The sequence below is a fragment of the Xanthomonas hortorum pv. pelargonii genome (genome assembly GCF_024499015.1).
GTDB classification, from domain to species: domain Bacteria; phylum Pseudomonadota; class Gammaproteobacteria; order Xanthomonadales; family Xanthomonadaceae; genus Xanthomonas; species Xanthomonas hortorum_B.
This window is the reverse complement of the sequence record NZ_CP098604.1, coordinates 2,866,564-2,890,359: the sequence shown is the minus strand read 5'-3', so window position 1 is coordinate 2,890,359 and position 23,796 is coordinate 2,866,564. Positions and strand designations below refer to the sequence as shown.

Sequence of the window (23,796 nt, the reverse complement as noted above, 5' to 3'; positions counted from 1 at the left end):
GCGGACAAGGACCAGTCGAGATGGTCGGTGCACGTAGCTCTTTTCCAAGCAACCTACAAACTCTCTGGTGCGGTGTCCTCGCCGCTTGCGGGACCGTGTGGCGGCATGGATGCCGCCACCGAGCCCCAGGGACGAGTTTACGGCGTGTCCCGCAAGCGGTGAGGGCGCCGCGCACTCGACTCACCGACGCAAGCGCATCCATGCAGGACTACTGTTGCGCCAACGGTTGCGACTGCGCATCGGCGCCACCGCCGAGCACCTTGTACAAGCTCACCCGATTGCTCGCCTCGGTCAGTCGCAAGCTGATCAAGGTCTGTTGCGCGCTATAGAGCGTGCGTTGCGCGTCCAGCGCCACCAGATAACTGTCCACGCCATTGCGGTAGCGCGCATCCGAGAGGGTGAAGCCGCGTTGTGCGGCATCCACCAGGGCGCGCTGCGCGTCCATGCGCTCGTCCAGTTGTGTGCGTTCGGCTAGTGCATCGGCCACTTCGCTGAAGGCAGTCTGGATCGCCAGTTCGTACTGCGCGATGGTGATGTCTTTCTGCAACTTGGCGACGTCCAGTTCGGCCTTCAAGGCGCCGGCACGGAAGATCGGCACGCTGACGCTGGGCGAGAACGACCAAGTGTGGTCGCCCTCGAACAGGCTGGACAAGGCATCGCTGCCGCGCCCGACGTTGCCGGTGAGCGAGATGGTGGGGAAGAACGCGGCGCGGGCGGCGCCGATATCGGCATTGGCGGCCTTGAGCGTGTGCTCGGCCGACAACACGTCCGGGCGCTGCAGCAGCACGCGCGATTCCAGCTGGGCCGGTAGCGGTGCCAATGCCACACCGGTATCGATCGCATCGGCAGCCGGGAGCAACGCCACTGGCACCTGTGTGCCGGCGACCAGATTCAAGGCATTGCGCGACTGCGCCAGCTGGGTGGTGAAACTGGCCACGTCGGCGCGCGCACTTTCCACACTGGTCTGGATCTGGGCCAGATCCAACCCGGAGACAATGCCGTTATCGTGTTGCAACTCGGTCAGGCGTAGCGTCTTGCGCTGGCTCTCCAGCGTTTGCTGCGCAAGCGCCAGCCGCTGCTGATCGGCAGCCACGGTGAGCCAGCCGCTGGCCACTTCGGCCACCAGGCTCAGGCGCGTGCTGCGTTGGGTCTGCTCGCTGGCGAGATAGGTTTCCAGCGCCTCGTTCTTGAGGCTGCGGATGCGCCCGAACAGATCCAGCTCCCAACTGGTGATGCCCACTTGCCCGGTAGCGCTGCGGATGATCTGCGGCGCACCGGTAAAACTGGTCGCTGCCGCAGCACGTTGCGCACTGTGCGAGACAGTGACATCCACCGCCGGGAACAGGTCCGCACGTTGAATGCGGTACTGCGCCCGCGCCTGTTCGATGTTGAGCACCGCCACGCGCAGATCGCGATTGTTGTCCAGCGCCAGTGCGACTACTTGCTGCAGGCGTGGGTCGACCAGCACGTGCCGCCAATCCAGCGCAGCTGCATTGGACGTAATGCTGTCCGCGCTGCCGGTGTCGCCGACCACACTGGGCACCGGCGCATCCGGGCGTGCATAACGCGGCGCCATGCTGACGCAGCCACTCAATGCGATGGCACAGGCTACCGCCAGACTTACGGACAGGTTGCGCTTCACGGAGTCACCTCGGACGTACGGACGACGGTGGAGTGATCGGCGGCTTTACCCGGAAACAGGCTGCGCACCATCACGTAGAACAGCGGCACGAAGAAGATGCCCAGCACCGTGGAGGCCAGGGTGCCGCCGAGCACGCCGGTACCCAGCGAATGACGCCCACCGGAGCCGGCGCCGCTGCTGATCACCATCGGCAGCACGCCGAGCATGAAGGCCAACGAGGTCATCAGGATCGGCCGCAAGCGCATGCGTGCGGCATGCAAGGTGGCTTCGATCAACGGCTGGCCTTTTTCTTCCAGTTCCTTGGCAAATTCCACGATCAGGATGCCGTTCTTGGCGGCCAGGCCCATCGTCGCCAGCAAGCCCACCTGGAAGTAGATGTCGTTGGACAAATCGCGCATCCAGGTCGCCAGCAGCGCGCCGACGATGCCTACCGGCACCGCCAGCATCACCGAGATCGGGATCGACCAACTCTCGTACAACGCGGCCAGGCACAGGAACACGAACACCAGGGATACCGCATACAACATCCAGGTCTGGGTGCCGGCGGCCTGCTCCTGATACGACATGCCCGACCAGGCGTAGCCCACGCCCTTGCCCATGCCATCGACCTCGCCGGCCACCGCCGTCATCGCATCGCCCGAGCTGATGCCCGGTGCAGCACTGCCGGTGATTTCCATCGATTCACTGCCATTGAAGCGCGTCAGCACCTGCGGTGCGTAGGCCCACGCACTGCTGGCGAACGCCGAGAACGGCACCATGGCGGCATCGCTGTTGCGCACGTACCAGCGGTCGATATCGCTGGGCAACATGCGTGCGGATGCTTCGCCCTGCACGTACACACGCTTGACCCGGTTGTTGTTGAGGAAGTCGTTGACGTAACGCCCGCCCATCACCGTGGACAAGGTGGTGTTGATGTCGGCGGCGGCCACGCCCAACGCACCGGCCTTGGCATCGTCGATCTGCACGCGGTAGGTGGGCGCATCGTCCAGCCCGTTGAAGCGCACTGCACTCAGGTTCTGATTGCCGTTGGCCAGCTGCAGCAATTGCTTGCGTGCTTCCACCAAAGCCTCGTGGCCGTTGCCGGCGGCATCCTGCAACTGCAGGGTGAAACCGGAGCTGGTGCCCAGCCCGTTGATGGCCGGTGGCGTCAACGCAAACACCTGCGCATCCGGCAGCGTCATCATCATCGCGCCGGTGATGCGTTGCGCCACTTCCTGCGCCGAGCCGTCGCGGTCGGCCCAGTCCTTCAGACGGATAAAGCCCATGCCCGAGTTCTGGCTGCTACCGGCCAGGCTGAAGCCGGAGATGGTCATGATGCCCTGCACTTCCGGTTGCTTGAGGATGAACTGGGTGGCCTGGTCGATCGACTGCTGGGTGCGTTGCTGGGTGGCGCCGGCCGGTGCGCTGAACATCACCATCAGCATGCCCTGGTCTTCCTCTGGCAGGAACGCGCTGGGCAGGCGCCAAAACAGCAGGCCCAGCAGCACCAGCAGCACCACATAGATCAGCGAGCCCAGCTTGCGATGGCTGACGATGCGCTCCACACCGCGCCCGTAACTCTCGGTGCCGCGATCGAAGCGTGTGTTGAACCAGGTGAAGAACCTGCCCAGCACGCCCTTGCGCGAGACATGGCCGCCCTTGTCGATGGGCTTGAGCAAGGTGGCACATAGCGCAGGGCTCAAGGTCAGTGCGACTACCAACGACAGGATCATCGCCGCGGCAATCGTCACCGAGAACTGCCGATAGATCTCGCCGGTAGCACCGCCGAAGAAGGCCATCGGCAGAAACACCGCCGTGAGCACCAGCGCGATACCAACCAGCGCGCCGGTGATCTGGCCCATCGAGGTATGCGTGGCTTCGCGCGGCGACATGCCTTGCTCGGCCATCAGCCGCTCGACGTTTTCCACCACCACGATGGCATCGTCGACCAACAAGCCGATCGCCAGCACCATCGCGAACATGGTCAGCGTGTTGATCGAAAAGCCCAGCAGCGACAACACGCCGAAGGTGCCCATTAACACCACCGGCACCGCGATCACCGGCACCAGCGTGGCGCGCCAGTTCTGCAAAAACAGATACATCACCACGACCACCAGCACGATCGCTTCGATCAGGGTCTTGACCACTTCCTCGATGGAGATGCGCACGAACGGTGTGGTGTCGTAGGCGACCTCGTATTTCAGCCCGGCCGGGAAGTACGGCTTGAGCGCGTCGAGCTTGGCTTCCACCAGTTTGGCGGCGTCCAGCGCATTGGCGCCGGTCGCCAGCTGCAGGCCCATGCCCGAAGCGGCCTTGCCGTTGAACTTGGAACTGGAACCGTAGGATTCCGAACCCAGCTCCACCCGCGCGACATCGCGCAGGTACACGGTGGCGCCGCTGGCATCGGACTTGAGCACGATGTTCTCGAACTGCGCCGGCGTGCGCAGCTTGCTGCGCGAGGTTACCGTGGCGTTCAACTGCTGGCCTTGCAGCGCCGGCAATGCGCCCAGCGCGCCGGAGGACACATCGGCATTCTGTGCGGCGATGGCCGTGCTCACATCCGATGGCATCAACGCGTAGGTGTGCAGTTTTTCAGGATCCAGCCACACCCGCATCGCGTATTCGGCGCCGAACACGTTGACGCTGCCGATGCCATTGAGGCGGCTGATCGGGTCCTGCAACGTGGACACCATGTAGTCGCCGATGTCGGTGCTGTCCATGCTGCCGTCTTCGGAGGTGAAGGCCAGCACCATGAACATGCTGCCGCTGGCCGACTTGGTCACGGTGATGCCGTTGGTCTTGACCTCGTCGGGCAGCAACGCCTCGCCTTGCGACACCTTGTTTTGCACCTGCACCTGCGCGGTATCCGGGTCGGTGCCGGAGTCGAAGGTGAGCGTGAGTTGCGCGGTGCCCGCCGAGCTGCTGCTGGAGGACATGTAGAGCAGATTGTCCAGACCGGTCATCTGCTGCTCGAGGATCTGCGTGACCGAGTTCTGCACGGTCTCTGCAGAGGCGCCGGTATAGGTGGCGCTGACCGTCACCGAGGGCGGTGCGATGTCCGGGTATTGCTCCAGCGGCAGCGAAAAGATCGAGATCGCGCCGGCCAGCGTGATGACGATGGCGATGACCCACGCGAAGATGGGGCGGTCGATAAAGAAACGAGCCATAAGAGTTCCTCAGTCGGCCTTGGGCGTGGCGCTGGCCGGCGCTGCGGGCGTTGGCTTGGCATTGGGCGTAGTTGCGGCGGGTGCACTCGGCGTCACCGTTGTGGGTGCAACCGGTGCCGCTGCAGCTGGCGTGGCCGCAGCGGCCTTTACTTCGCGCGTCTTCACCGGCATGCCGACCTGAATTTTCTGCAGGCCCTGCACGATCACGCTCTCGCCTGCAGACAATCCTTCACTGACCACCCAGCGGTCGCCCACTGCATCGCCGGTCTTGAGCACGCGCTGGGCTACCTTGCCATCGGCACCGACCACCATCGCCACCGCCTCGCCCTTGCTGTTGCGGGTGACGGCCTGCTGCGGCACCAGGATCGCCTGCTCGTTGACGGCCATCGACAGCACCGCCTTGACATACATGCCGGGCAATAGCAGATGGTCCGGATTTGGAATCACCGCACGCAGTTTGACCGTGCCGGTGGTGGCATCCACCGCGGTGTCCACCACTTCCAGCGTGCCGGTACGCGCGTAGGCGCTGCCGTCTTCCAGCAGCAGCTTGACCTCGGCCTTGCCGTCCACCGCCTTGACCTGGCCGGCATCGAGCTTGCGGCGCAACTGCAGCAACTGCGCGCTGGATTGGCTGACGTCTACATAGATCGGGTCGAGCTGGTTGATGGTGGTCAGCACATCGGTCTGGTCGGCAGTGACCAGTGCGCCCGGGGTAAAGCTCGAGGTGCCGATACGGCCGCTGATCGGCGCGGTGATGCGGGTGAAATCCAGATTGAGTTTTGCGGACTGCAACGCGGCCTTTGCGGCGGTCACCGCGGCCTCGTTCTGACGCAACGTGGCAATCGCATCATCGCCATCCTGCTGACTCACAGCATCCAGCTTGACCAGCGTCTGATACCGCTGCGCCTTGGGCTTGGCCGAGAGCACTGCCGCTTGCGCCTGCGCCAGCTCGCCCTGCGCGGAGGCATACGCGGCCTGGAACGCGGCCGGTTCGATCTGATACAGCACCTGCCCGGCCTGCACCTGCTCGCCTTCGGTAAACAGCCGCTTGCGCAGGATACCGCCCACCTGCGGGCGCACCTGCGCGCTTTGATAGGCAACGGTGCGGCCGGGCAGGGTCTGGTCCAGCGCCAGGCGCTGCACGTCCACGCGTTGCACGCCCACTTCCACTTGCCGCTGCTGCGGCGCTTGCGCAGGCGAACAGGCCGCCAGCGCGGCGGTGATCATGGCGGCCAGCAGCCATTGGCGCGGTACCACGGCAGAACGGGAAGAAGCGACGGAACGCATGCGGCGCACTCGGGAATGATCGGAGGATGCGCACGCTACGCTGCGAATATGGAGCAAATTTGAAGATTTGCGTTGACAGACAGCAGGCGCTTGCTTTCGGGGTTTAATGAAGTCCCAATACGGGTGTGCAAGACAGGCAGCGCACTTGGCGTCTGCAGTCGACGCTGCTGCAGTCGCCATTCAATGCAGGCAGTCATTTCAGCAAGCGAACGTGCGTGACCTCATTCGCAACAAGGTTTTCCCAACGTCGATGAAACTCGGAATCACCGCCAAACTCTTTCTCGCCATCCTGAGCGCGTGCATCGCAGTGCTGCTGATCAATGGTCTGGCCGGGCAGCTGTTGCTCAGAAAGCAGTTTCTCGACTATCTCAGCGAGCAAGGCATCGAGCGGATGATGGAAGTGTTGCCGCGCGTGCAGGCCGATTACGCCAAGCATGGCGACTGGAACTTCATCCGCGACAATCCCGATGCCTGGTTCGTGCTGATGCGCCCGGAGCTGGCGCAGAATCTGCCACCGCGCGCGCCGCCGATCTCCGATCAGACCGGCGCGGTGTTTCGCTTCGCGCTGCTGGATCGCGATTACCGCGTGATCATCGGCAACCCCGATGTCAGCCGCACCGACACGCTGCGCCCGGTCGTGGTGCGCGGGCAGACGGTGGGCTGGATGGGCATGCTGCCGTTCGAGAAGGTGCTGACCGCCAACGACGCACGCTTCTTTCAAGCCCAGCAACGTGTGTGGTGGACAGTGGGCGCGGCATCGATCGGTGTCGCTGCGCTGTTTGGGTGGTTGTTGTCGCGCACCTTGCTGCGCCGCCTGCGTGGTTTGACCGTGGCAACCCATCGCCTGGCCGCCGGCGACTACGGCACGCGATTGGACGCGGGCATGCGCGATGAACTCGACCAGCTCGCGCGCGACTTCAACCGGCTGGCGCAGGCACTGGACAACAACGAGCGCGCGCGCCGCGATTTCATGGCCGATGTCTCGCACGAACTGCGCACGCCACTGGCGATACTGCGCGCCGAACTGGAAGCGCTGCAGGACGGTATCCGGCCGATGACGCGTGAGTCGCTGAGCTCGTTGCATCAGGAGGTCGGCCAGCTCGGCAAGCTGATCGAAGATCTCTACGACCTCTCGCTGACCGATGTGGGCGCGTTGGCGTATCGGCGCGCGCCAATCGATCTGAGTGTGGTGTTGCAATCCACACTGGCCGGCATGCAGACGCGCATCGCTGCAGCCGGGCTCACGCTACGCGCCGACGGCATCGATGCGCCGCTGCATGTCAACGGCGATGAGCGCCGCCTGCAGCAGTTGCTCTCCAATCTGCTGGAAAATTCGTTGCGCTATACCGATGCCGGCGGCCAACTCGTTGTGCACTGCGCACGACGCGGACATGCAGTGGACATCGTGGTGGAAGACAGCGCGCCCGGTGTGCCGGCAGACAAGCTGGATCGCCTGTTCGAGCGCTTCTATCGCGTGGAAGGGTCACGCAATCGCGCCAGCGGTGGCAGCGGGCTGGGTCTGGCGATCTGCCGCAATATCGTCGGCGCGCACGATGGCGAGATCCACGCGACCGCCTCACCGTTGGGCGGCCTGCGCGTAACGCTGCAGCTGCCGGCATTGGAGGCGTAATGGACACCCAGACCGCACCGGCCGCACATGTGCTCATCATCGAAGACGAACCGCGACTGGCCGCGGTGCTGGGCGAGTATCTGCACGCGGCCGGCTATTCGCATCATTGGGTAGCCGATGGCGCGCAGGCGATCGCGGCGTTCCGTGCGCAGTCGCCGGATCTGCTGTTGCTGGATCTGATGCTGCCAAATCGCGATGGCCTGGACATCTGCCGCGAACTGCGCAGCCTCAGCGCGGTACCGGTGATCATGGTGACTGCGCGCGCCGAAGAGATCGACCGCCTGCTCGGCTTGGAGATCGGCGCCGACGATTACATCTGCAAACCCTTCAGCCCGCGCGAGGTGATCGCGCGCGTACGCGCGGTGCTGCGCCGGCAACGGCATGACCCCAACAGCGAGCCGACGCACGGCCTGGTCATCGATGACGCCGCCTGCCGGGCCAGCGTGGCCGGACGCGACCTGGATCTCACGCAGGTCGAATTTCGCCTGCTGCGTACGCTCTCCGCATCGCCGGGCCGCGTGTATTCGCGCGAACAGCTGATGGACCGCGTGTATGTGGACCACCGCATCGTCACCGACCGCACCGTGGACAGCCACATCAAGAACCTGCGCCGCAAACTGGCCGATGTGGGCGGCGAAGAGTGGGTGCGCTCGGTGTACGGCGTGGGCTACCGCTTCGAATATTTACCCACCGAGGCGTAATCCCCGCTCCGCCCTTGGTAGGAGCGCGCCCGCGCGCGACGCTTTACCGATAACCCACCGACGACAGGCGGATGACGCCCAACACTCACACCTTCAACCACCGCGTCGACACCGCCACGCCCACCATCAACACCGCAACGCCGATCAAGGCACCGACCAGGCCGATGCCGTGGGCGGCGAAGCCGATCAATGCCGGCCCGGCCAGAATGCCGGCGTAGCCCAATGTGGTGACTGCAGTGATGGCGATGCTCTCCGGCATGTGCGTCTGGTTGCCGGCCAGCGAGAACAGGGCCGGCACGATATTGGCGCACCCCAGCCCCACCAACACGTAACCGGCCAACGAGGCCTGCCACGGGCTCACCAGCGTGAGCACCAAAAACCCCGCGCTGGCCAGCAGCGCGCCAATCACGATCGAACGGATGCGCCCCAGCCGCTCCACCACCGAGTCGCCCAACAGACGGGTCACCGTCATGGTCAGTGCAAACGCCACATAGCCCAGGCCGGCGGTGCTCGGGTTGACCTGGTGCACATCGGCCAGGAACACCGAGCTCCAGTCCAGAATGGTGCCCTCGGCCAGAAACACCACAAACGCCAGAATGCCGATAAACAGCAGGATACCCTTGGGTAACGCGAGCAACGGCCCCTGCTGGGAGATGCGCTCGGCACGCCAATGCCGAACGGACAGTGCACCGACAAGCAGCATGGCAATCACACCGGCGATCGCAGCGCTCAGCGGACCAATGCGCGCCGACAACAGCAGCGTCATCGCACCGGCACCGACAAAGCCGCCGATGCTGAAAAACGCATGGAATCCGGACATCATCGCGCGCCCGGCATCGCGTTCGACCACCACCGCCTGCATGTTCATCGCGCAATCCATCGCGCCCACGCCGGCGCCGAACACGAACAGCACCGCGCCCAGCATCCACGGGTTGGCGACAACGGCCAGAAACGGCAGGCTGATGCAGATCAATGCAGCCGTCACCGCCATCACCGTGCGAAAGCCGAAGCGCGCCGACAGGGCGCCGGCCAACGGCATCGCCAGGAACGAGCCTGCGCCCAGGCACAGCAGGATCAACCCGAGCGCGCCATCGTCCACGCCGGTTCTGGCCTTTGCGAACGGCACCAGCACCGCCCAGATGGCCGCAGCAAAGCCGGGAATGAAGAACGCCGCGCGCGTGGCGTGTTGTTGCGCGCGAACGCTGGAGATAGGTGCAAGCGACATGCAAACAATTCCAATAGGAGCGGCGAACAGAAACGGCAACGGGGTCGCCAAGCCGGTGCTCGCTGGTTGAAACGTGGCATGACCACTGCTCCACCACGCTTGCTGCAATCGTCCCTGGCCGATGGGATGCGACGCGTGAACCGCTAGCGAAACACCACCGTGCGATGGCCATTGAGCACCACGCGATGTTCGACATGACGGCGCACCGCACGCGCAAGTACCAGCGATTCGGTATCGCTGCCCAGCCGCACCAGATCGCGCGGCGTCATCGCGTGATCCACGCGCGCCACGTCCTGTTCGATGATCGGGCCTTCGTCCAGGTCTTCGGTGACGTAATGCGCGGTGGCGCCGATGATCTTGACCCCGCGCGCGTGCGCCTGGTGGTACGGCTGCGCGCCCTTGAAGCTGGGCAAAAAGCTGTGATGGATATTGATCGCGCGCCCAGCCAATGCGCGGCACAGTTCCGGCGAAAGAATCTGCATGTAGCGCGCCAACACCACCAGATCGATCTGCAAGGTCTCGACCAGTGCGAGCAGCTGCGCTTCCTGTGCAGCGCGCGTGTCTGCCGTTACCGGCAGATGGTGGAAGGCAATGCCGTAGGAGGCCGCCAGCGGCGCGAAGTCGGCGTGGTTGGAGACCACCGCGGCGATGTCCACCGGCAGTTGCCGGCTATGCATGCGGAACAGCAGATCGTTGAGGCAATGCCCCTGCTTGCTCACCAGCACCAGCAAGCGCGCACGACGACGCGCGTCGTGCAATTGCCACTGCATCTGGAACTCGTCGGCCAGCAGCGCGAAGCGCCGCTCCAGACCGGCGATCTCGGTGGCCTGCGGCTTGTTGAAGTGCACGCGCAGAAAGAAGCGGCCGCTTTCGTCGTCGCCGAACTGCTGTGCGTCGAGAATGTTGCAGGCCAGATCGAACAATAGCCCGGTCACGCGATAGACGATGCCGGTACGGTCGGGACAGGACAGGGTAAGGATGTAGTCGGAGCGCATCTACACAATGATAGCCAATGCGCGCAGCTGCGGGCGCGGTGCTTGCGCCCGTAACTTTTCCATCCGACTCAACGCGGCGGCAGGCGCAGCATCAGCCGCCGATTGATCTCGTCCAGTTGCGCCATCGATGCCTCCACCGAGGTTTCCATCGCTTCGTGCGTGGTGATGTGCGCGCGCAGATGCGCGGGGTCGGAGAGCTCGCCACGCACCAGGAACACGTTCTCGCCCACTTCGCCCACATGCCGGCTGAGCACCACGTAGTCCACCTGATCGAAGCCGTGCTGTTTGGCCAGCGGCAACAAGCGCGCGGCCATGCGCACGCTGGCCTCGTCGGTGGGTTTGTTCAACTCGGCATCGAGCACCGCCACCGCTTCGCGGATCTGCGCGAACAGATAATGGTCCGGATGCTCGGGATGGTCCGGGCCTACCGGGCCGTGGTCGACGACCGGTGCGGCGGTCATCGTGTAGCACCGGCGCAGGCAAGTGCGCGCGGTGTGCGCTCGGTCGAACCGAGCGTGATATGCAGGTGTCGCATCGCATCCTCCCTGGAGCGGCGGCTATAACGAGCCGGCATTTTAGAAGGTCTGCTGCATGTTGGGGTGAGCAAGATGCATCGCGCATCGCCTTCAAGCGAAGCGCGATGCGCGCAACCCACTTGCGCCCTGGCGCTGCGATCAGGCCACCTGCCCTGCCCGGCGCGCCGACACCTCTGCCAGCACCGCCCAGTCGGCGTTGCCGTCGCCATGGGCGATCGCCTCGTCCAGGCCGGCGCGCAGCAACTCGCCCAGCGGCATCGGCACCTGCTTGTCGGCGCCGGCCTGGATCGCCAGATCCACATCCTTGCGGCCCAGCGTGGCGGTGAAGCCGGCCGGCAGGTACTCGCGCTGCATGATCAAGCGGCCGTAGCCCTGATACGCGGGCGCGGCGAACAAGGTGCTGGTGAGCATGCCCAGGAACTGGGTGGCCTCCACGCCGTGGCCGCGTGCCAGCGCGCTGGCCTCGGCCATGGCGCCGATCGCGCTGGCCAGGCAGAAGTTGGCCGCCAGCTTGACCGCATTGGCCTGCTCAGGAGTGTGGCCGATCTCCCAGGTGCGTTGGCCGAGCACATCGAACATCGGCTGCACGCGCGCCAATGCTGCCTCGTCGCCAGCGGCCAGGATGTTGAGCTTGCCGGCTTCGGCCACATCGACGCGGCCGAGTACTGGTGCGGCCACGTAGGCCACGCCGCGCTCGGCATGCAGGGCGGTCAGCTCGTGCGCCAATGCCACCGAGATGGTGGCCATGTTGACGTGCACGCTGCCGGCCGGCAGCGCATCCAGCACACCGCGTTCCAGTAGGGTTTCACGCACCGCGTTGTCGTCGGCCAGCATCGAGAACAACAGCGGGCCGTGTGCAGCGTCGCGTGGTGCGTCCACCACCGTTGCACCGGCCTGCCGCAGCGACTGCGCGCGCTCGGGCGAGCGATTCCACACACTCAGCTCGAACCCGCCGCGCATCAGGTTGTGTGCCATCGGCAGGCCCATCGTGCCCAAGCCCAGAAATCCTATCGGCATCTGTTTTCCTTATGCGATCTTGCGTCAAGAGCGGCGATCAAGACACCGGCCCGCTCTGCTTCTTTACCACCACCAGCGTAAATCAGCTGGCGAACACGCCGCGCGCCTCACGTGGCTCGCAGCGCAAATATTGCGGCGCGGGCGTGACCGAGGCACCGAGTGCAGCGGCCGCATGCCACGGCCAGCGCGGGTCGTACAGAATGCCGCGCGCCAATGCGATGGCATCGGCTTGCCCGTCTTGCACAATCGCCTCGGCCTGCGCCGGCTCGGTGATCAGGCCCACGCCGATCACCGGCGTGTCGACCTGCGCCTTGATCTGCTGCGCAAACGGAATCTGATAGCCCGCCTGCACCGGAATCTGCTGGCGCGGATCCAGCCCGCCGCTGGAGACATGGATGTAATGCGCACCGCGTGCATCCAGCGCCTTGGACAAGGCAATGCTCTGCGCAAGATCCCAACCGCCTTCCACCCAATCGGTGGCAGAAATCCGCACGCCGATAGCGATCTTGTCCGACACCGCCGCACGCACCGCATCGAAGATGCGCAGGGTCAACCGCATGCGGTTGTCCAACGAACCGCCATACGCATCGCTGCGCCGATTGCTCAGCGGCGACAGGAACTGATGCATCAGATAGCCATGCGCGGCGTGCAGCTCGATCAACTCAAGGCCGAGGCGTTCGGCGCTCTGTGCCGAGGTGACAAATGCATCGACCACCGCATCGATACCGGCCTCGTCCAGCGCCTGCGGCAACGGCTGGCCCTCGCGAAACGCCAGCGCCGATGCGGACACGGTCTGCCAACCATGCGTGTGATCCGGCGCAATCGCCTCGCCACCTTTCCACGGCAGATCGGTGGAGGCCTTGCGCCCGGCATGCGCCAATTGAATGCCGATCGGCATCGGCGACCAGCGCCGTACCGATTGCAGCACTTCATCCAATGCCTGCTCGGTGGCGTCGTCGTACAAGCCCAGATCGGCGTAAGAGATGCGCCCCTGCGGCTGCACTGCGGCCGCTTCCAGAATCAGCAGGCCGGCACCGGATTGCGACAAGGTGCCCAGATGGATGCGGTGCCAGTCGCTGGCGCGGCCGTCCTGTGCGGAGTACTGGCACATCGGGGCGATGACGATCCGGTTGGCAAGCGCAAGCGGACCGAAGCGAATGGGGGAGAACAGCTGGCTCAAGAGGGCATCCACACATGACACGGGGATGCCCATTGCACTGCGCCGCGCGCGCGCGCACAACCGCTGCGATGGATCACTGCGTCATGCCGAGCGCGCACTGACGTCATTGACGCCGCGCGTACGCTGCGGGTCGACCGGCGCATGCAGGAACGCCAAGGCCTGCGCGCACGACTGCTCCACCTTCAGACTGAGCAGTTCGTCCGCACGGGTGCGCCCGAAGTTGAGCGCGGCGATCGGCAGGCCGTTGCGCGCAGCGGTCTGCACGAAACGAAAGCCCGAATACACCATCAGCGACGAGCCCACCACCAGCACCGCATCGGCCACCTGCAGATGCGCAAACGCGCGCTCCACGCGCTCGCGCGGCACGTTCTCGCCGAAGAACACCACATCCGGCTTGAGCACGCCGCCGCACACCGGGCATGGCGGCACCGCAAAACGGTCGAAGGCCACATCGTCCAGATCGGCATCGCCATCGGGGGCCTGCGCGGCCTTCAGCTCGGCCCAACCGGGGTTAGCCTGTTCGAGCAACACCTGAAACTCGGTGCGTGGCATGCGCCGCTCGCAACCCATGCAGCGCACCACATCCAGCCGGCCGTGCAGATCGATCACCGCCTGGCTGCCGGCGGCCTGATGCAGGCGATCCACATTTTGCGTGAGCAGCAGCTCCAGTTGGCCACGCGCTTCCAGCGCGGCAAGTGCGTGATGGGTGGCATTGGGTTGCGCCAACCCGAAGCGCGGCCAGCCGACCAGACTGCGCGCCCAATAACGCTGCCGCGTGGACAGCTCGCCCATGAAAGCCTGGAAGGTCACCGGTTGCGGACGCTTCCAGCCGCCTTGCAGATCGCGGTAATCCGGGATGCCCGAATCGGTGCTGCAACCGGCGCCTGTGAGCACGAACAGGCGCCGATGGCGCTCGATGAAGTCTTGCAGCACGTAGCTGTCTTGAACGAGTGCCGCAGTCATCGTGCAACTCCGGTGGCGATGAGATAACTGTGCAGCAACAGCACCAGTTGCGCCTGTAGCGGTGCAACACGCGCCGCTGGCGCACCATCTTCCAGCAGGCTTCTCAGCGGCCCGGTGATGGCCGCCATGCCGATCTCGGCCACTGCCTCGCAATCGTCGAAGCGCACATCCGAGGCAGTGGCGAGCGCGGCCGCAAATGCCTGCTGCGAGCGCTTGCGCGCCTGCGATCCCAATGCGGCGCCACCATGCAATTCGGAGATCGCATACAACGCGCGTGAGACATCCACGTGCTGCAATTTGGCCTGTACGAAGGCATGCACCAACGCCTCGCATTGCTGCGCCAGCGTGCACCCATGGTGTTGCGCGCAGGCCTGCTCCACCGCGTGGATCGCCGCCTGCAGATGCCAGTCCAGCAAGGCGGTCAACGTGGCCTGACGGTTCGGGTAGTACTGGTACACGCTGCCCACCGACACACCGGCGCGCTCGGCCACCCGCGTGGTGGTGCAACCCTGCAGTCCGTCGGCCACCAAAACCTGAATGCTGGCCTGGCGGATGACCTCCACGGTGGCGCGCGAACGCGCATGTTGCGAGGATTTACGCGTTTTTTGCAGCGGCAAGGAGGTGCTCACGAATGCGAATGTACACACTGACGGATGACACCTAGTCTGGGGGGCCTTCTTGGTGATTCCAAGGAAGCGTCTTCTGTCCCAGCTCCGCGCCTGTTGCGCTGCGCGACGGTGCCGACCGCGCCTGATGCCTTCACCGTGCTGCTGGCAAGGGAGCTGCGTGGCGCAGCTTGCGATGTCCGAGCTTGGCACCGACGCGATGACACCGGAGCGGACGACTGGCTTGGTGATGCGCACCGAATGACGCACAGCCGGAAACCTGCTGCGCACGGTTGAAACCGCTTGAAAAAAGGCAACACGTCACAGATCGGCATGCGGGTCCGCCAAGCTAGCGTGATCCGGTGCACACGCAACGCTGCGGAAACATGTCGCCGCGACAGTGGGCAACTCCCCCGCTGCCCCACTCTTTGCCATGCCCTATACCCACATCCGGACACGCTCCGGAGTGCGTCGTGCCGTGTCGCGTCGTCCGCTCGCCATCGTCCTTGCACTGAGCATGGCCACACCCGCATTCGCGCAGGAAACCGGCGCGCCCTCCACGCCTGCGACACGCAAGAGCGAGGACGGCATCTTCTCGCTGGACCGGATGATCGTCACCGGCGCCGGCCAGGCCCAGAATCAATTCGACGCCTCGTATGCGATCACCGCGCTGACCGCCGAACAGATCGACAAACTGGCACCGCTCAACCTCGCCAGCCTGATCGGCTCGATGCCCGGCATCTATGCCGAGTCCACCGGCGGTGAAGTGCAGAACGTCTACCGTATCCGCGGCATTCCCGACGAAGGCTCGTTTGCGGTGATCCAGGAAGACGGCATCAGCCCCTACCCGGACAACAACGGCTACTTCTACAAGACCGAAGGCCTGGTGCGCCCGGATTTGATGGTCGAATCGGTGGAAACCGTGCGCGGCGGGCCCTCGCCGATCTTCGCCTCCAATGCCGCAGCCATCGTCAATTTCGTCACCCGCCAGGGCGGCGACACGCCCGAAGGCGCAGTGCGCACCACCGTCGGCGACACCGGGCTGTATCGGCTCGATGGTTATTGGTCGGGCAAGCTGGCGCAGGATTGGTATCTGGCTGCTGGCGGCTTCGTGCGGCGCAACGACGGCTACCGCGATGTGGGCTTTCCGGCCGACGAGGGCGGGCAGTTCCGCATGAACCTCACGCACACGCTGGACAACGGCAAGATCACCTTCACCGCCAAGCATCTGGACGACAAGAACGCGTTCTACATGCCGATCCCGTTGTACGACCCGCGCGACACCACGCGCTCGCTGGACCCGCTGATCGACCGCTTCACCGGCACCTTGAGCACCGCGCAACTCAAACGCGCCAGCATCATTTCCAGCGATGCCAACGGCGCGCCGCAGCGCGAGTTGCGCGATCTCTCCGATGGCCGCCATATGAAGTTCAATCATCTGGGTGCCAACCTGGATCTGGCCTTCGACAATGGCTGGAGCCTGTCCAACAAGGCCATCGTCAATCGCCTGGACATGACCTTCGATGCACTGTATTCCAGCAATGCGCCGCAGGACGCCACTGCCTATGCCAACAGCCGCCGCGCTGCCGCCACCGCAGCATTTCCCGGCCTGACCTCGCTCGGCTATGCGTACACCGACGATGGCAGCCGCTTCGACCCGGCCAGCACCGACGGCCTGGTGATCCAGGGCCAGTACCGCGCCATGAACGTGCGTGCCGATTCGTTTGCCGATGATCTGCGCCTGCATCGCAGCTTCGATTGGGGCGGCGACACCCATGACATCACGTTGGGCCTCTACGGCGCCTATTACGCCCGCTCCTACAACTCGCGCTACCAGAGCTATCTGTTCGAGATGCGGCAGAACCCGCGCACGATCGACCTGCTCGGCTACGACGCGGCCGGCAACCTGGTCGGCGGCGTGACCAAGGACGGCGTGGTGATCTACGGCGCCGACCGCACGCAGGGCAAGGCCTACACCAGCATGCTGGCGCCCTACATCGCCGACACCTGGCAGGTGACCGACAAGCTGCGTCTGGAAGGCGGCGTGCGTTACGAGCGCTACCGCTATCGCGCCTGGAGCATGCTGCGCAGCACCGGCAACCTGGGCATGACCGACACCCTGGCCGACGATGCCGCACGCCTGTTCACCGGTGCCCGCGCGCATACCGCGCTGGACGTGGGCGTGACCAACTGGACGGCGGGTTTCAACTACGACATCAACCCGATGGTCGGCATCTACGGCCGCGCCTCGCGTGCGCACCGCGCGCCCAGCGAAGGCGTCAACGAAGGCAACGTCAACATCCCCACCGCCGACCAGTTCGAGCTCGGCACCAAGCTCAACTTCGACACGCTGGACGTGTTCGCCACCGCCTTCTACACCAAGTACGACCCGTACAACATCGGCACCAGCGCGGTAAACCCGCAGACCGGCGCGGCCGAGTCCAAGGACTACCGCGGCAGCGTTACCAACCCCGGTATCGAATTGGCGGCGGTGTGGACGCCGACGCAGTGGCTGCGTTTCGATGCGAATCTGACCTACAACGACACCAAGGTGTCCGATCTGACCGAAGTGGTGGCCAATGGCGCGGTCGCCGTGGTCGATGTGGACGGCAACATGCCCAACCGCCAGCCGAAGTTGTACGGCAACGCGGGGCCAACGCTGTTCTTCACCACCGGCAGGCTCGATTGGGAAACCTCGTTGCGCTACGCCTATGTGGGCAAGCGCTACGCCGATCTGGAAAACACCACTGAGCTGGCCGCCTACGACACGTTGGCAGCCAATCTCCTGGTACGCAGCGGTCCGTGGGATGTGCAGCTGTCGGTGGACAATCTGACCAACACGTTTGCGCTGACCGAAGGCAACCCGCGCACCGACACCATCTCCGGCCAGGGCACGCGCGAGCCGATCTACGGGCGGCCGATCTACGAGCGCAATTCGCGGCTGGTAGTGACTTACCACTTCTGAGTGCGCTGACGTCGAGTGCTGCATCGCTCGATGTCAGCGCCTTACGCTTCCGATGCATCGCCTGCAGCGCGGCGTACGCGCTGCAGGCCAAAAGGACTGCCATGACACTTTCCCGTCTTGCCTATGCGCTGCTAATTGCAGCAGCCACGTGTTCCGGCAATGCCGCCGCCTGGGGCCACCGCGCGCATGCCGCGATCAATCGCGCCGCGGTGCAGGCCCTGCCCGACGATGGCCCGGCCTTTCTCAAACAGTACGCGCAGGTGATTGCCGACGGTGCCACCCTGCCGGATGGCTGGCGCAACGAAAGCGAGCCGTTTCTCAAGATCGAAGAAGACCCCAACCACGGCTGGTTCCGCGAGCAATTTTCCTTCATGCAACACCCGCCGCGTTCGCGTTACGCCTTCGTGCTGGCGCTCTACGACGAGCAGCGCCGCATCGCCAAGCGCAACCCGCAACTGGCGCAGCGTATGAATGTGCGCTGGGCCGGCACCCTGCCGTACGCGGCTACCGAGGGTTACGAGCGCATCGTCGCCACCATCCGTCAGATCCGCACGCTGCGCGCCAAGGGCCAGGACACGCGCGAGCTCGAACGCACCTGCGCGTTCTTCGTCAGCTGGTTTGCGCACTACATCGGCGATGGCGCACAGCCGCAACACGACAGCATCCATCACGATGGCTGGCAAGGGCCAAACCCGAACGGCTATAGCACCGACCCGAAGGTGCACGGCAAGTTCGAGAGCGATTATGTCGACAAGATTGCGCTGACCCCGCAGGACCTGCTGCGCCGCATGCCGGCCCTGGCGCATCAGCAGGGCGATGTGTTCGAGCAGATCCTGGGCTTTCTCGACACCGGTACCGGCCGTGTCGAGCAGGTGTATCGCCTGGAAAAAGCCGGCGCCTTCGACGATGCCTCCCGCAGCGACGGCCGCGCGATGGTCTATCTCACCGCCGGCGATGGCGCGGCGATGCTGCGCGATCTGCTGGTGCGCGCCTGGCGCGAAAGCGCGCTGCAGCCGGGCACATCCACGCTGCCGCGCAGCATGGACCCGAGCCATCCGCAGTACGACCCGGCGACCGGGTCTGCGCCTGCCGGCACCTCGCCAACCTTGTAACCACCATTGGCGGCATGTGCCGCCAGCGGCGTGCCGAGATGTGCGTCGGCCAATGGCCGCTGCGCGCCTGTCGGCAGCGCAGCGGGCAATCCAGATCGGGCATGCCGTCACGTGGCGTCAGTGGGCCGCCTCGGCCTGTTCGACAAAGCGCAGCAGATCCTGAGTGAAGTGCACGCTGTCTTCCACAAATGGCGCATGTCCGGCATCAGGATAAACGCGCGTCTGCGCACGCGGCTGCAATTGCCGCGCACGCGCCAGCGTCGGCTCGGTGGTCACCAGCGCATCGCGTGCACCGTACATCAGCAGCACCGGCAGGCGCGTGCGCTGCAGGCCGGCGACATCGATCGACATGCCCTGCACGGCACGCTGCATGTCCCATGAGGCCAGCGATGCGTTGGCCAGCAAGGTGTCGAACACCGGTGCAGGCGGTTGAGTGGCAAAGCACAGCCGCAGAAAGTCCTGCACCGCCTGCAGATGCGTGCGCAAGTCATCGGAGACCAGATCGCGATAGACCGCCGGATGCGCGCCCAACTGTTCCGCACGCAGTTCGATCACGCCATCGACATACACCACACCCGCAAGCCCCGCATCGCCGTGGCGCGTGAGGTAGTTGGTGATCACCGCGCCGCCCAGCGACCAGCCCACCAGCACGGCGTTGCGCGCGTTTGCGGCTTTCAACACGGCAGCAAGATCGTCAGCCCAGCGCATGCCATCCCGATAGGCCGACGCTGCAATCGGCTTGCCGGACAAGCCATGCCCACGCAGGTCGTAGGTGATCAGGCGATAGCCTTGCAGGCGTGCATCGGCCAGCTGCGCATCCCAATTGATGCGGCTACCGAGCAGGCCGTGCACGAACACGATCGCCGGACCATCGGTGGCGCCATGTTCCTGCACGGCCAGGGTGACGCCGTCGGGCGCGGTCACGGTGTAGCTGCGGGCAGCAGGGGTGACCGCCGGGCCCGCCGCAGCCGCTGTTGAAGAAACCAGCAGCAGGCAAGCCAGCGCGTAGCGCATCGGCAGCATGCCGATGACAGGGAGGAAGCGAACAGACATCGCAGTGAGTTCCAGACAATGGGAGCCGCCATCCTGGAGCCTCACACCAATGTGAGGGTCAAGCGTTGCGTGCAACGTATGCTTGGCGCATGACGAGATCGTCCGAACCATCGCTGAGCATTGGCGCACTGGCGCTACAGACCGGCGCCAGCGTGCGCTCGATTCGCCACTACGACGCGCATGGCCTGCTGACCTCCTCGCGCAGCGCCAATGGCTACCGGGTGTTTCCCGCCACCTGCGTTGCACAGGTGCGGCAGATCCAGCGGTTGATTGCCACCGGCTTCAGCCTGGACGACATTCTCGGCTTCCCCGATTGCATGCGCCTGGTGGAAGGCGCGCAGATGTGCCCGGAAACCGCGCAGGCGCATCGCGCACGCCTGCAGCTGATCGAGCGCCAGCTGGCCGATCTGGAACGGCGGCGTGCGCGTTTGCTGGAAACCCTGGCGCAGGGTGCGGCGGATACAGCGACCACGCGATCGCCTGCAGCGCAGATCAAACCCAGCAAGCGGGCGCCTCAGAGCGGCTGACAAACGCTGCGCAGTCGTGTTGTCAGTCGCGCTTAGACGCGTTGGTGGATCTGCATCACTCGCCCCGCGCAGGGTGCGGGGCAAACCGGCCGTAAGGCCGCGTGTCGTCGGCGCGTTGGCGCAGCACGTAGGCCGCTGCAAAGGCGAGCGCCAGCAACGCCAGGCACATGCCCACCAACGCGCCCCAGCCACCGTGTTGCCAGAACCAGCCACCGAGCGCACCGATCACGCTGGAGCCTGCGTAATACGCCAGCAGATACAACGACGCCGCATGACTGCGATGCGCACCGCCGAGCCGGCTCACCCAGGCGCTGGCGGCCGAATGCGCGATGAAAAAGCCGATCGTCAACAACACGATGCCGCCCACCACCAGCGCCAGCACATGCGCCAGGGTCAATGCCACGCCGAGCACGCACAACACGATACCGGTGGTGACCACCGGGCCGCGACCGAAACGATCCGACGCCGCACCGGCCACCGACGAACTGACGATGCCGAACACATAGGCGCTGAAGATCATCCCGATCTGACTTTGACTCAAGCCGAACTCCGGCCCGCCCAACCGAAAGCCGGCGTAGTTGTAGAGGCATACGAACACGCCCATCAACAAAAACGGCAACGCAAACAGGAACGGCAGATTGCGATCGCGCAGATGCCCGGCCCAGGCGCGCAGATGGAAGCGCAGGTTGATGCCGTGCCGGCGCACGAAGTTGCGCGACGGTGGCAGCAACCAGAAGAACGCCAGCGCGCACAGCAGGTCGAACACGCTCAACAACGCCAGTGCGGTGCGCCAGTCGTAGTGATCGGTCAGCACGCTCATCACGATGCGCCCGCTCATGCCGCCGAACGCATTGCCGGCCACATACAACCCGGTGGCCGCGCCCATCTTGTTGGCCGGCAGCTCTTCTCCCAGATACACCATCGCCACCGCCGGCACCCCGCCCAGCGCAATGCCGGACAGGGTGCGCACCAACACCAACGCGCCCCAATGCGGAAGGAACGCAGCGACCAGGTTGAGCACTGCGGCCAGTGCGATCGACACGAACATCAGCCCGCGCCGGCCGAGGTTTTCAGACACTGCGCCGGCGCAGAAGATCGCCAGCGCCAGCGCGCCAGTGGCCAGCGACAACGGCAGCGAGGCGGTGGCCGCGTCCACGCCGAAGGCGCGCGCAAATTCGGGCAGCACCGGCTGCACGCTGTACAACAGCGAGAACGTGGCAAAGCCGGCCAGAAACAATGCCAACCGGATGCGGCCGCTGGCGGGCGCATCGATGGCAGGCGCCTGGGTTGCACCGCCGGCGGCGGTATCCGGTGAGGTGCCGGAGGGGCGATCAGAACAGGACACGGGGGCGATGATGAGACGTGGGACGGCGAGTATTCGCCTGCCGCCACCCCCTGTCCAATATATGATGCTGGCAGTTGCCATATGCAGAACAGATAGCATGGAGCTTCGTCACTTCCGCTACTTCCTGGCCGTTGCCGAAGAAGGCAACTTCACTCGGGCAGCAGCGCGCGTCGGTATCGGCCAGCCACCGCTGAGTCAGCAAATCCAGGCGCTTGAGCGCGATCTGGGCACGCCGCTGTTCCGGCGCACCCATAGCGGCGCCGAGCTGACCCCGGCCGGCGAGGCATTCCTGGTCGAGGTGCGCCGCGTGCTCGCCGATGTGGAGCGCGCTGCCGAAACGGCGCGCCGGGTGGCGCGTGGCGAATCCGGCCGGCTGCGGCTGGGCTTCACCGCCTCGGCGGCGTTCAACCCGGTGGTGCCGCATCTGATCCGCGACTTTCGCCGGCAATGGCCGCAGGTCGAGTTGCTGCTGGAAGAAACCAACACCGCCGGATTGCTGGTGGCACTGGCAGATGGCCGTCTGGACGCAGCGTTTGTGCGTTACGGCTTGAGTACGCCGCCCGATCTGCAGCTGCTTCGCTTTGCCGATGAGCCGATGAAGATCGCCGTGCCCGCCGCGCATCGCCTGGCTGCACGCAGCAGCGCGCCGTTGGCGGCACTGGCGGGCGAGCCGTTCATCCTGTTTCCGCGCAGTTTCGGTTCGAGTCTCTACGACGAGATTCTCGCCGCCTGCCGCGCATCCGGCGTGACCTTGCGCATCACCCAGGACGCGCCGCAGATGTCGTCCATCGTCAATCTGGTCGCCGCCGAATTGGGCGTCTCGGTGGTGCCCGCCTCCACTGCGCAACTGCAACTGCCCGGCGTGCGCTACCTGGACATCGAAGGACAAATGCCGCTGGCCCGGCTTGCGTTGGCGGTCTCGCCCGGTGCATTGGAGACCGCGCCATTGGTACGGCATCTGTGGGCACTGGCGGAGCTGCTTTGAGCGAAAGCGATTTGAGCCGGTAGCAGTAAAAGCAGCGCGGTTTTTGTAGGAGCGCACTCGTGCGCGATGTGGCTCTCCCGGTATCGCCCCGTCGCGCACAAGTGCGCTCCTACCCGCATCCAGGCTTGAACACGTCTTGACCTCAACCACGATTGAGGTCGTCCAATGCATGCACCTTCTGCCACGTGCGCCTGCCATGCATCTTCGCCATCTGTTGCTGCCCTGCCTCGACCCCGATCTCAGCCTGCGGTTCTACCGCGATGTGCTGCAGCTGCCGCAGCACGGTAACGCGTTGCGTATCGGCTGGAGCATGCTGGAATGCGTGCAGGCACAGCAACCGGTGGGCAGTGTGCATCTGGCCTTCAACGTGGCGCCGTCCCGCTTCGATGCAGCTGCGCAGTGGATCGGCGCGCGCGCAACGCTGCTGGCCGATCCGCAGGGCCGTCAGCAGTTTGAACTGGGTGGCGTCTGGCAGTCGCAGTCGGTGTATTTCGCCGGCCCCGACGGGGCGGTGCTGGAACTGATCGCGCGCAATGCGCTGCAACAGACCACCACCGGGCAAGGCGATTTTCATGGGGAGGAATTGCTGTGCCTGAGCGAGATCGGGCTTCCCAGCAACAACGTCGAGGCGGTCACCCGCAGCATCGCCAATCACTTCGGCATGCACCCGTTTGCACCGGCACTGGACGGCTTTGTGGCGCTGGGTGACGATCAGGGCCTGTTGATCGTGGTCGACCAGGGGCGGCGCTGGTTTCCGCAACAGCGGCAGCTACCCTGGGCCGATGGTTTACGGATCAGCGTGGATGCACCGCAACCGGGGCTGCGGCTACGCGACGCGCAAGGGTGGGAATTGCTGGCGGCGTGACCGCCCACGCCGCTCGA

General features: G+C 65.0%; 19 protein-coding genes. 7 read left to right on the top strand and 12 right to left on the bottom strand.

The window, feature by feature from the left end; translation table 11 throughout:
• Window positions 1–208 precede the first annotated feature (208 nt).
• From NDY25_RS12630 to NDY25_RS12620, 3 genes are read right to left on the bottom strand one after another with little or no spacing between them, the layout of a single operon-like run.
• Complete coding sequence (locus tag NDY25_RS12630) at window positions 209–1,642, bottom strand: efflux transporter outer membrane subunit (RefSeq protein WP_168959757.1); 1,434 nt, start codon at window positions 1,640–1,642, stop codon at window positions 209–211.
• On the bottom strand, window positions 1,639–4,788 hold the full coding sequence (locus tag NDY25_RS12625; RefSeq protein ID WP_168959756.1) for an efflux RND transporter permease subunit: 3,150 nt from the start codon (window positions 4,786–4,788) through the stop codon (window positions 1,639–1,641). The genes NDY25_RS12630 and NDY25_RS12625 overlap by 4 nt, the downstream gene beginning before the upstream one ends.
• Before the next feature lie 9 nt (window positions 4,789–4,797).
• Entirely contained in the window at window positions 4,798–6,075 is a 1,278-nt protein-coding gene (locus tag NDY25_RS12620) for an efflux RND transporter periplasmic adaptor subunit (protein WP_168959755.1), read from the bottom strand.
• 250 nt (window positions 6,076–6,325) lie between these two features.
• On the opposite strand from NDY25_RS12620, the gene baeS reads away from it, so the two are divergent.
• On the top strand, window positions 6,326–7,705 hold the full coding sequence (gene baeS / locus NDY25_RS12615; RefSeq protein ID WP_168959754.1) for a sensor histidine kinase efflux regulator BaeS: 1,380 nt from the start codon (window positions 6,326–6,328) through the stop codon (window positions 7,703–7,705).
• Window positions 7,705–8,406 (top strand): response regulator, encoded by a 702-nt coding sequence (locus NDY25_RS12610; protein ID WP_168959753.1) that lies wholly within the window; start codon window positions 7,705–7,707, stop codon window positions 8,404–8,406. The genes baeS and NDY25_RS12610 overlap by 1 nt, the downstream gene beginning before the upstream one ends.
• Before the next feature lie 85 nt (window positions 8,407–8,491).
• On the opposite strand, the gene NDY25_RS12605 is transcribed toward NDY25_RS12610, so the two are convergent.
• The 7 genes from NDY25_RS12605 to NDY25_RS12575 form a co-directional block, all read right to left on the bottom strand.
• On the bottom strand, window positions 8,492–9,631 hold the full coding sequence (locus NDY25_RS12605; protein WP_168959752.1) for an MFS transporter: 1,140 nt from the start codon (window positions 9,629–9,631) through the stop codon (window positions 8,492–8,494).
• A 143-nt stretch (window positions 9,632–9,774) separates the two neighbouring features.
• Window positions 9,775–10,626: a formyltetrahydrofolate deformylase gene (gene purU / locus NDY25_RS12600; protein ID WP_162498242.1), complete on the bottom strand. Its 852-nt coding sequence runs from the start codon at window positions 10,624–10,626 to the stop codon at window positions 9,775–9,777.
• A 68-nt stretch (window positions 10,627–10,694) separates the two neighbouring features.
• Window positions 10,695–11,087, bottom strand: coding sequence for an XVIPCD domain-containing protein (locus tag NDY25_RS12595; RefSeq protein WP_168959751.1), 393 nt, complete (start codon window positions 11,085–11,087; stop codon window positions 10,695–10,697).
• A 213-nt stretch (window positions 11,088–11,300) separates the two neighbouring features.
• Window positions 11,301–12,179, bottom strand: coding sequence for an NAD(P)-dependent oxidoreductase (locus tag NDY25_RS12590; protein WP_168959750.1), 879 nt, complete (start codon window positions 12,177–12,179; stop codon window positions 11,301–11,303).
• Between the two features lie 82 nt (window positions 12,180–12,261).
• On the bottom strand, window positions 12,262–13,380 hold the full coding sequence (locus NDY25_RS12585; protein WP_168959769.1) for an NADH:flavin oxidoreductase/NADH oxidase: 1,119 nt from the start codon (window positions 13,378–13,380) through the stop codon (window positions 12,262–12,264).
• Window positions 13,381–13,440: 60 nt separating this feature from the next.
• Complete coding sequence (locus NDY25_RS12580; protein ID WP_168959749.1) at window positions 13,441–14,322, bottom strand: NAD-dependent protein deacetylase; 882 nt, start codon at window positions 14,320–14,322, stop codon at window positions 13,441–13,443.
• Complete coding sequence (locus NDY25_RS12575; protein ID WP_343243429.1) at window positions 14,319–14,939, bottom strand: TetR/AcrR family transcriptional regulator; 621 nt, start codon at window positions 14,937–14,939, stop codon at window positions 14,319–14,321. The genes NDY25_RS12580 and NDY25_RS12575 overlap by 4 nt, the downstream gene beginning before the upstream one ends.
• A 466-nt stretch (window positions 14,940–15,405) precedes the next feature.
• Here NDY25_RS12575 and NDY25_RS12570 point away from each other — a divergent pair, with 466 nt between their 5' ends.
• Window positions 15,406–17,892: a TonB-dependent receptor gene (locus NDY25_RS12570; RefSeq protein WP_233366620.1), complete on the top strand. Its 2,487-nt coding sequence runs from the start codon at window positions 15,406–15,408 to the stop codon at window positions 17,890–17,892.
• A gap of 101 nt (window positions 17,893–17,993) precedes the next feature.
• On the top strand, window positions 17,994–19,004 hold the full coding sequence (locus NDY25_RS12565; protein ID WP_168959747.1) for a phospholipase C/P1 nuclease family protein: 1,011 nt from the start codon (window positions 17,994–17,996) through the stop codon (window positions 19,002–19,004).
• 117 nt (window positions 19,005–19,121) lie between these two features.
• Here the strand turns inward: NDY25_RS12565 and NDY25_RS12560 are convergent, their stop codons facing one another.
• Window positions 19,122–20,057 carry an alpha/beta fold hydrolase gene (locus NDY25_RS12560; protein WP_168959746.1) on the bottom strand — a complete coding sequence of 312 codons (936 nt, stop codon included), beginning with the start codon at window positions 20,055–20,057 and terminating at the stop codon, window positions 19,122–19,124.
• An 89-nt stretch (window positions 20,058–20,146) separates the two neighbouring features.
• On the opposite strand from NDY25_RS12560, the gene NDY25_RS12555 reads away from it, so the two are divergent.
• On the top strand, window positions 20,147–20,584 hold the full coding sequence (locus NDY25_RS12555) for a MerR family transcriptional regulator (protein ID WP_233366619.1): 438 nt from the start codon (window positions 20,147–20,149) through the stop codon (window positions 20,582–20,584).
• 55 nt (window positions 20,585–20,639) lie between these two features.
• On the opposite strand, the gene NDY25_RS12550 is transcribed toward NDY25_RS12555, so the two are convergent.
• On the bottom strand, window positions 20,640–21,929 hold the full coding sequence (locus NDY25_RS12550; protein ID WP_168959745.1) for an MFS transporter: 1,290 nt from the start codon (window positions 21,927–21,929) through the stop codon (window positions 20,640–20,642).
• A 97-nt stretch (window positions 21,930–22,026) separates the two neighbouring features.
• On the opposite strand from NDY25_RS12550, the gene NDY25_RS12545 reads away from it, so the two are divergent.
• Together NDY25_RS12545 and NDY25_RS12540 are read left to right on the top strand one after the other, a co-directional pair.
• Window positions 22,027–22,914: a LysR family transcriptional regulator gene (locus NDY25_RS12545; RefSeq protein ID WP_168959744.1), complete on the top strand. Its 888-nt coding sequence runs from the start codon at window positions 22,027–22,029 to the stop codon at window positions 22,912–22,914.
• A 196-nt stretch (window positions 22,915–23,110) separates the two neighbouring features.
• Window positions 23,111–23,779 (top strand): VOC family protein, encoded by a 669-nt coding sequence (locus NDY25_RS12540; RefSeq protein WP_168959743.1) that lies wholly within the window; start codon window positions 23,111–23,113, stop codon window positions 23,777–23,779.
• Window positions 23,780–23,796 lie beyond the last annotated feature (17 nt).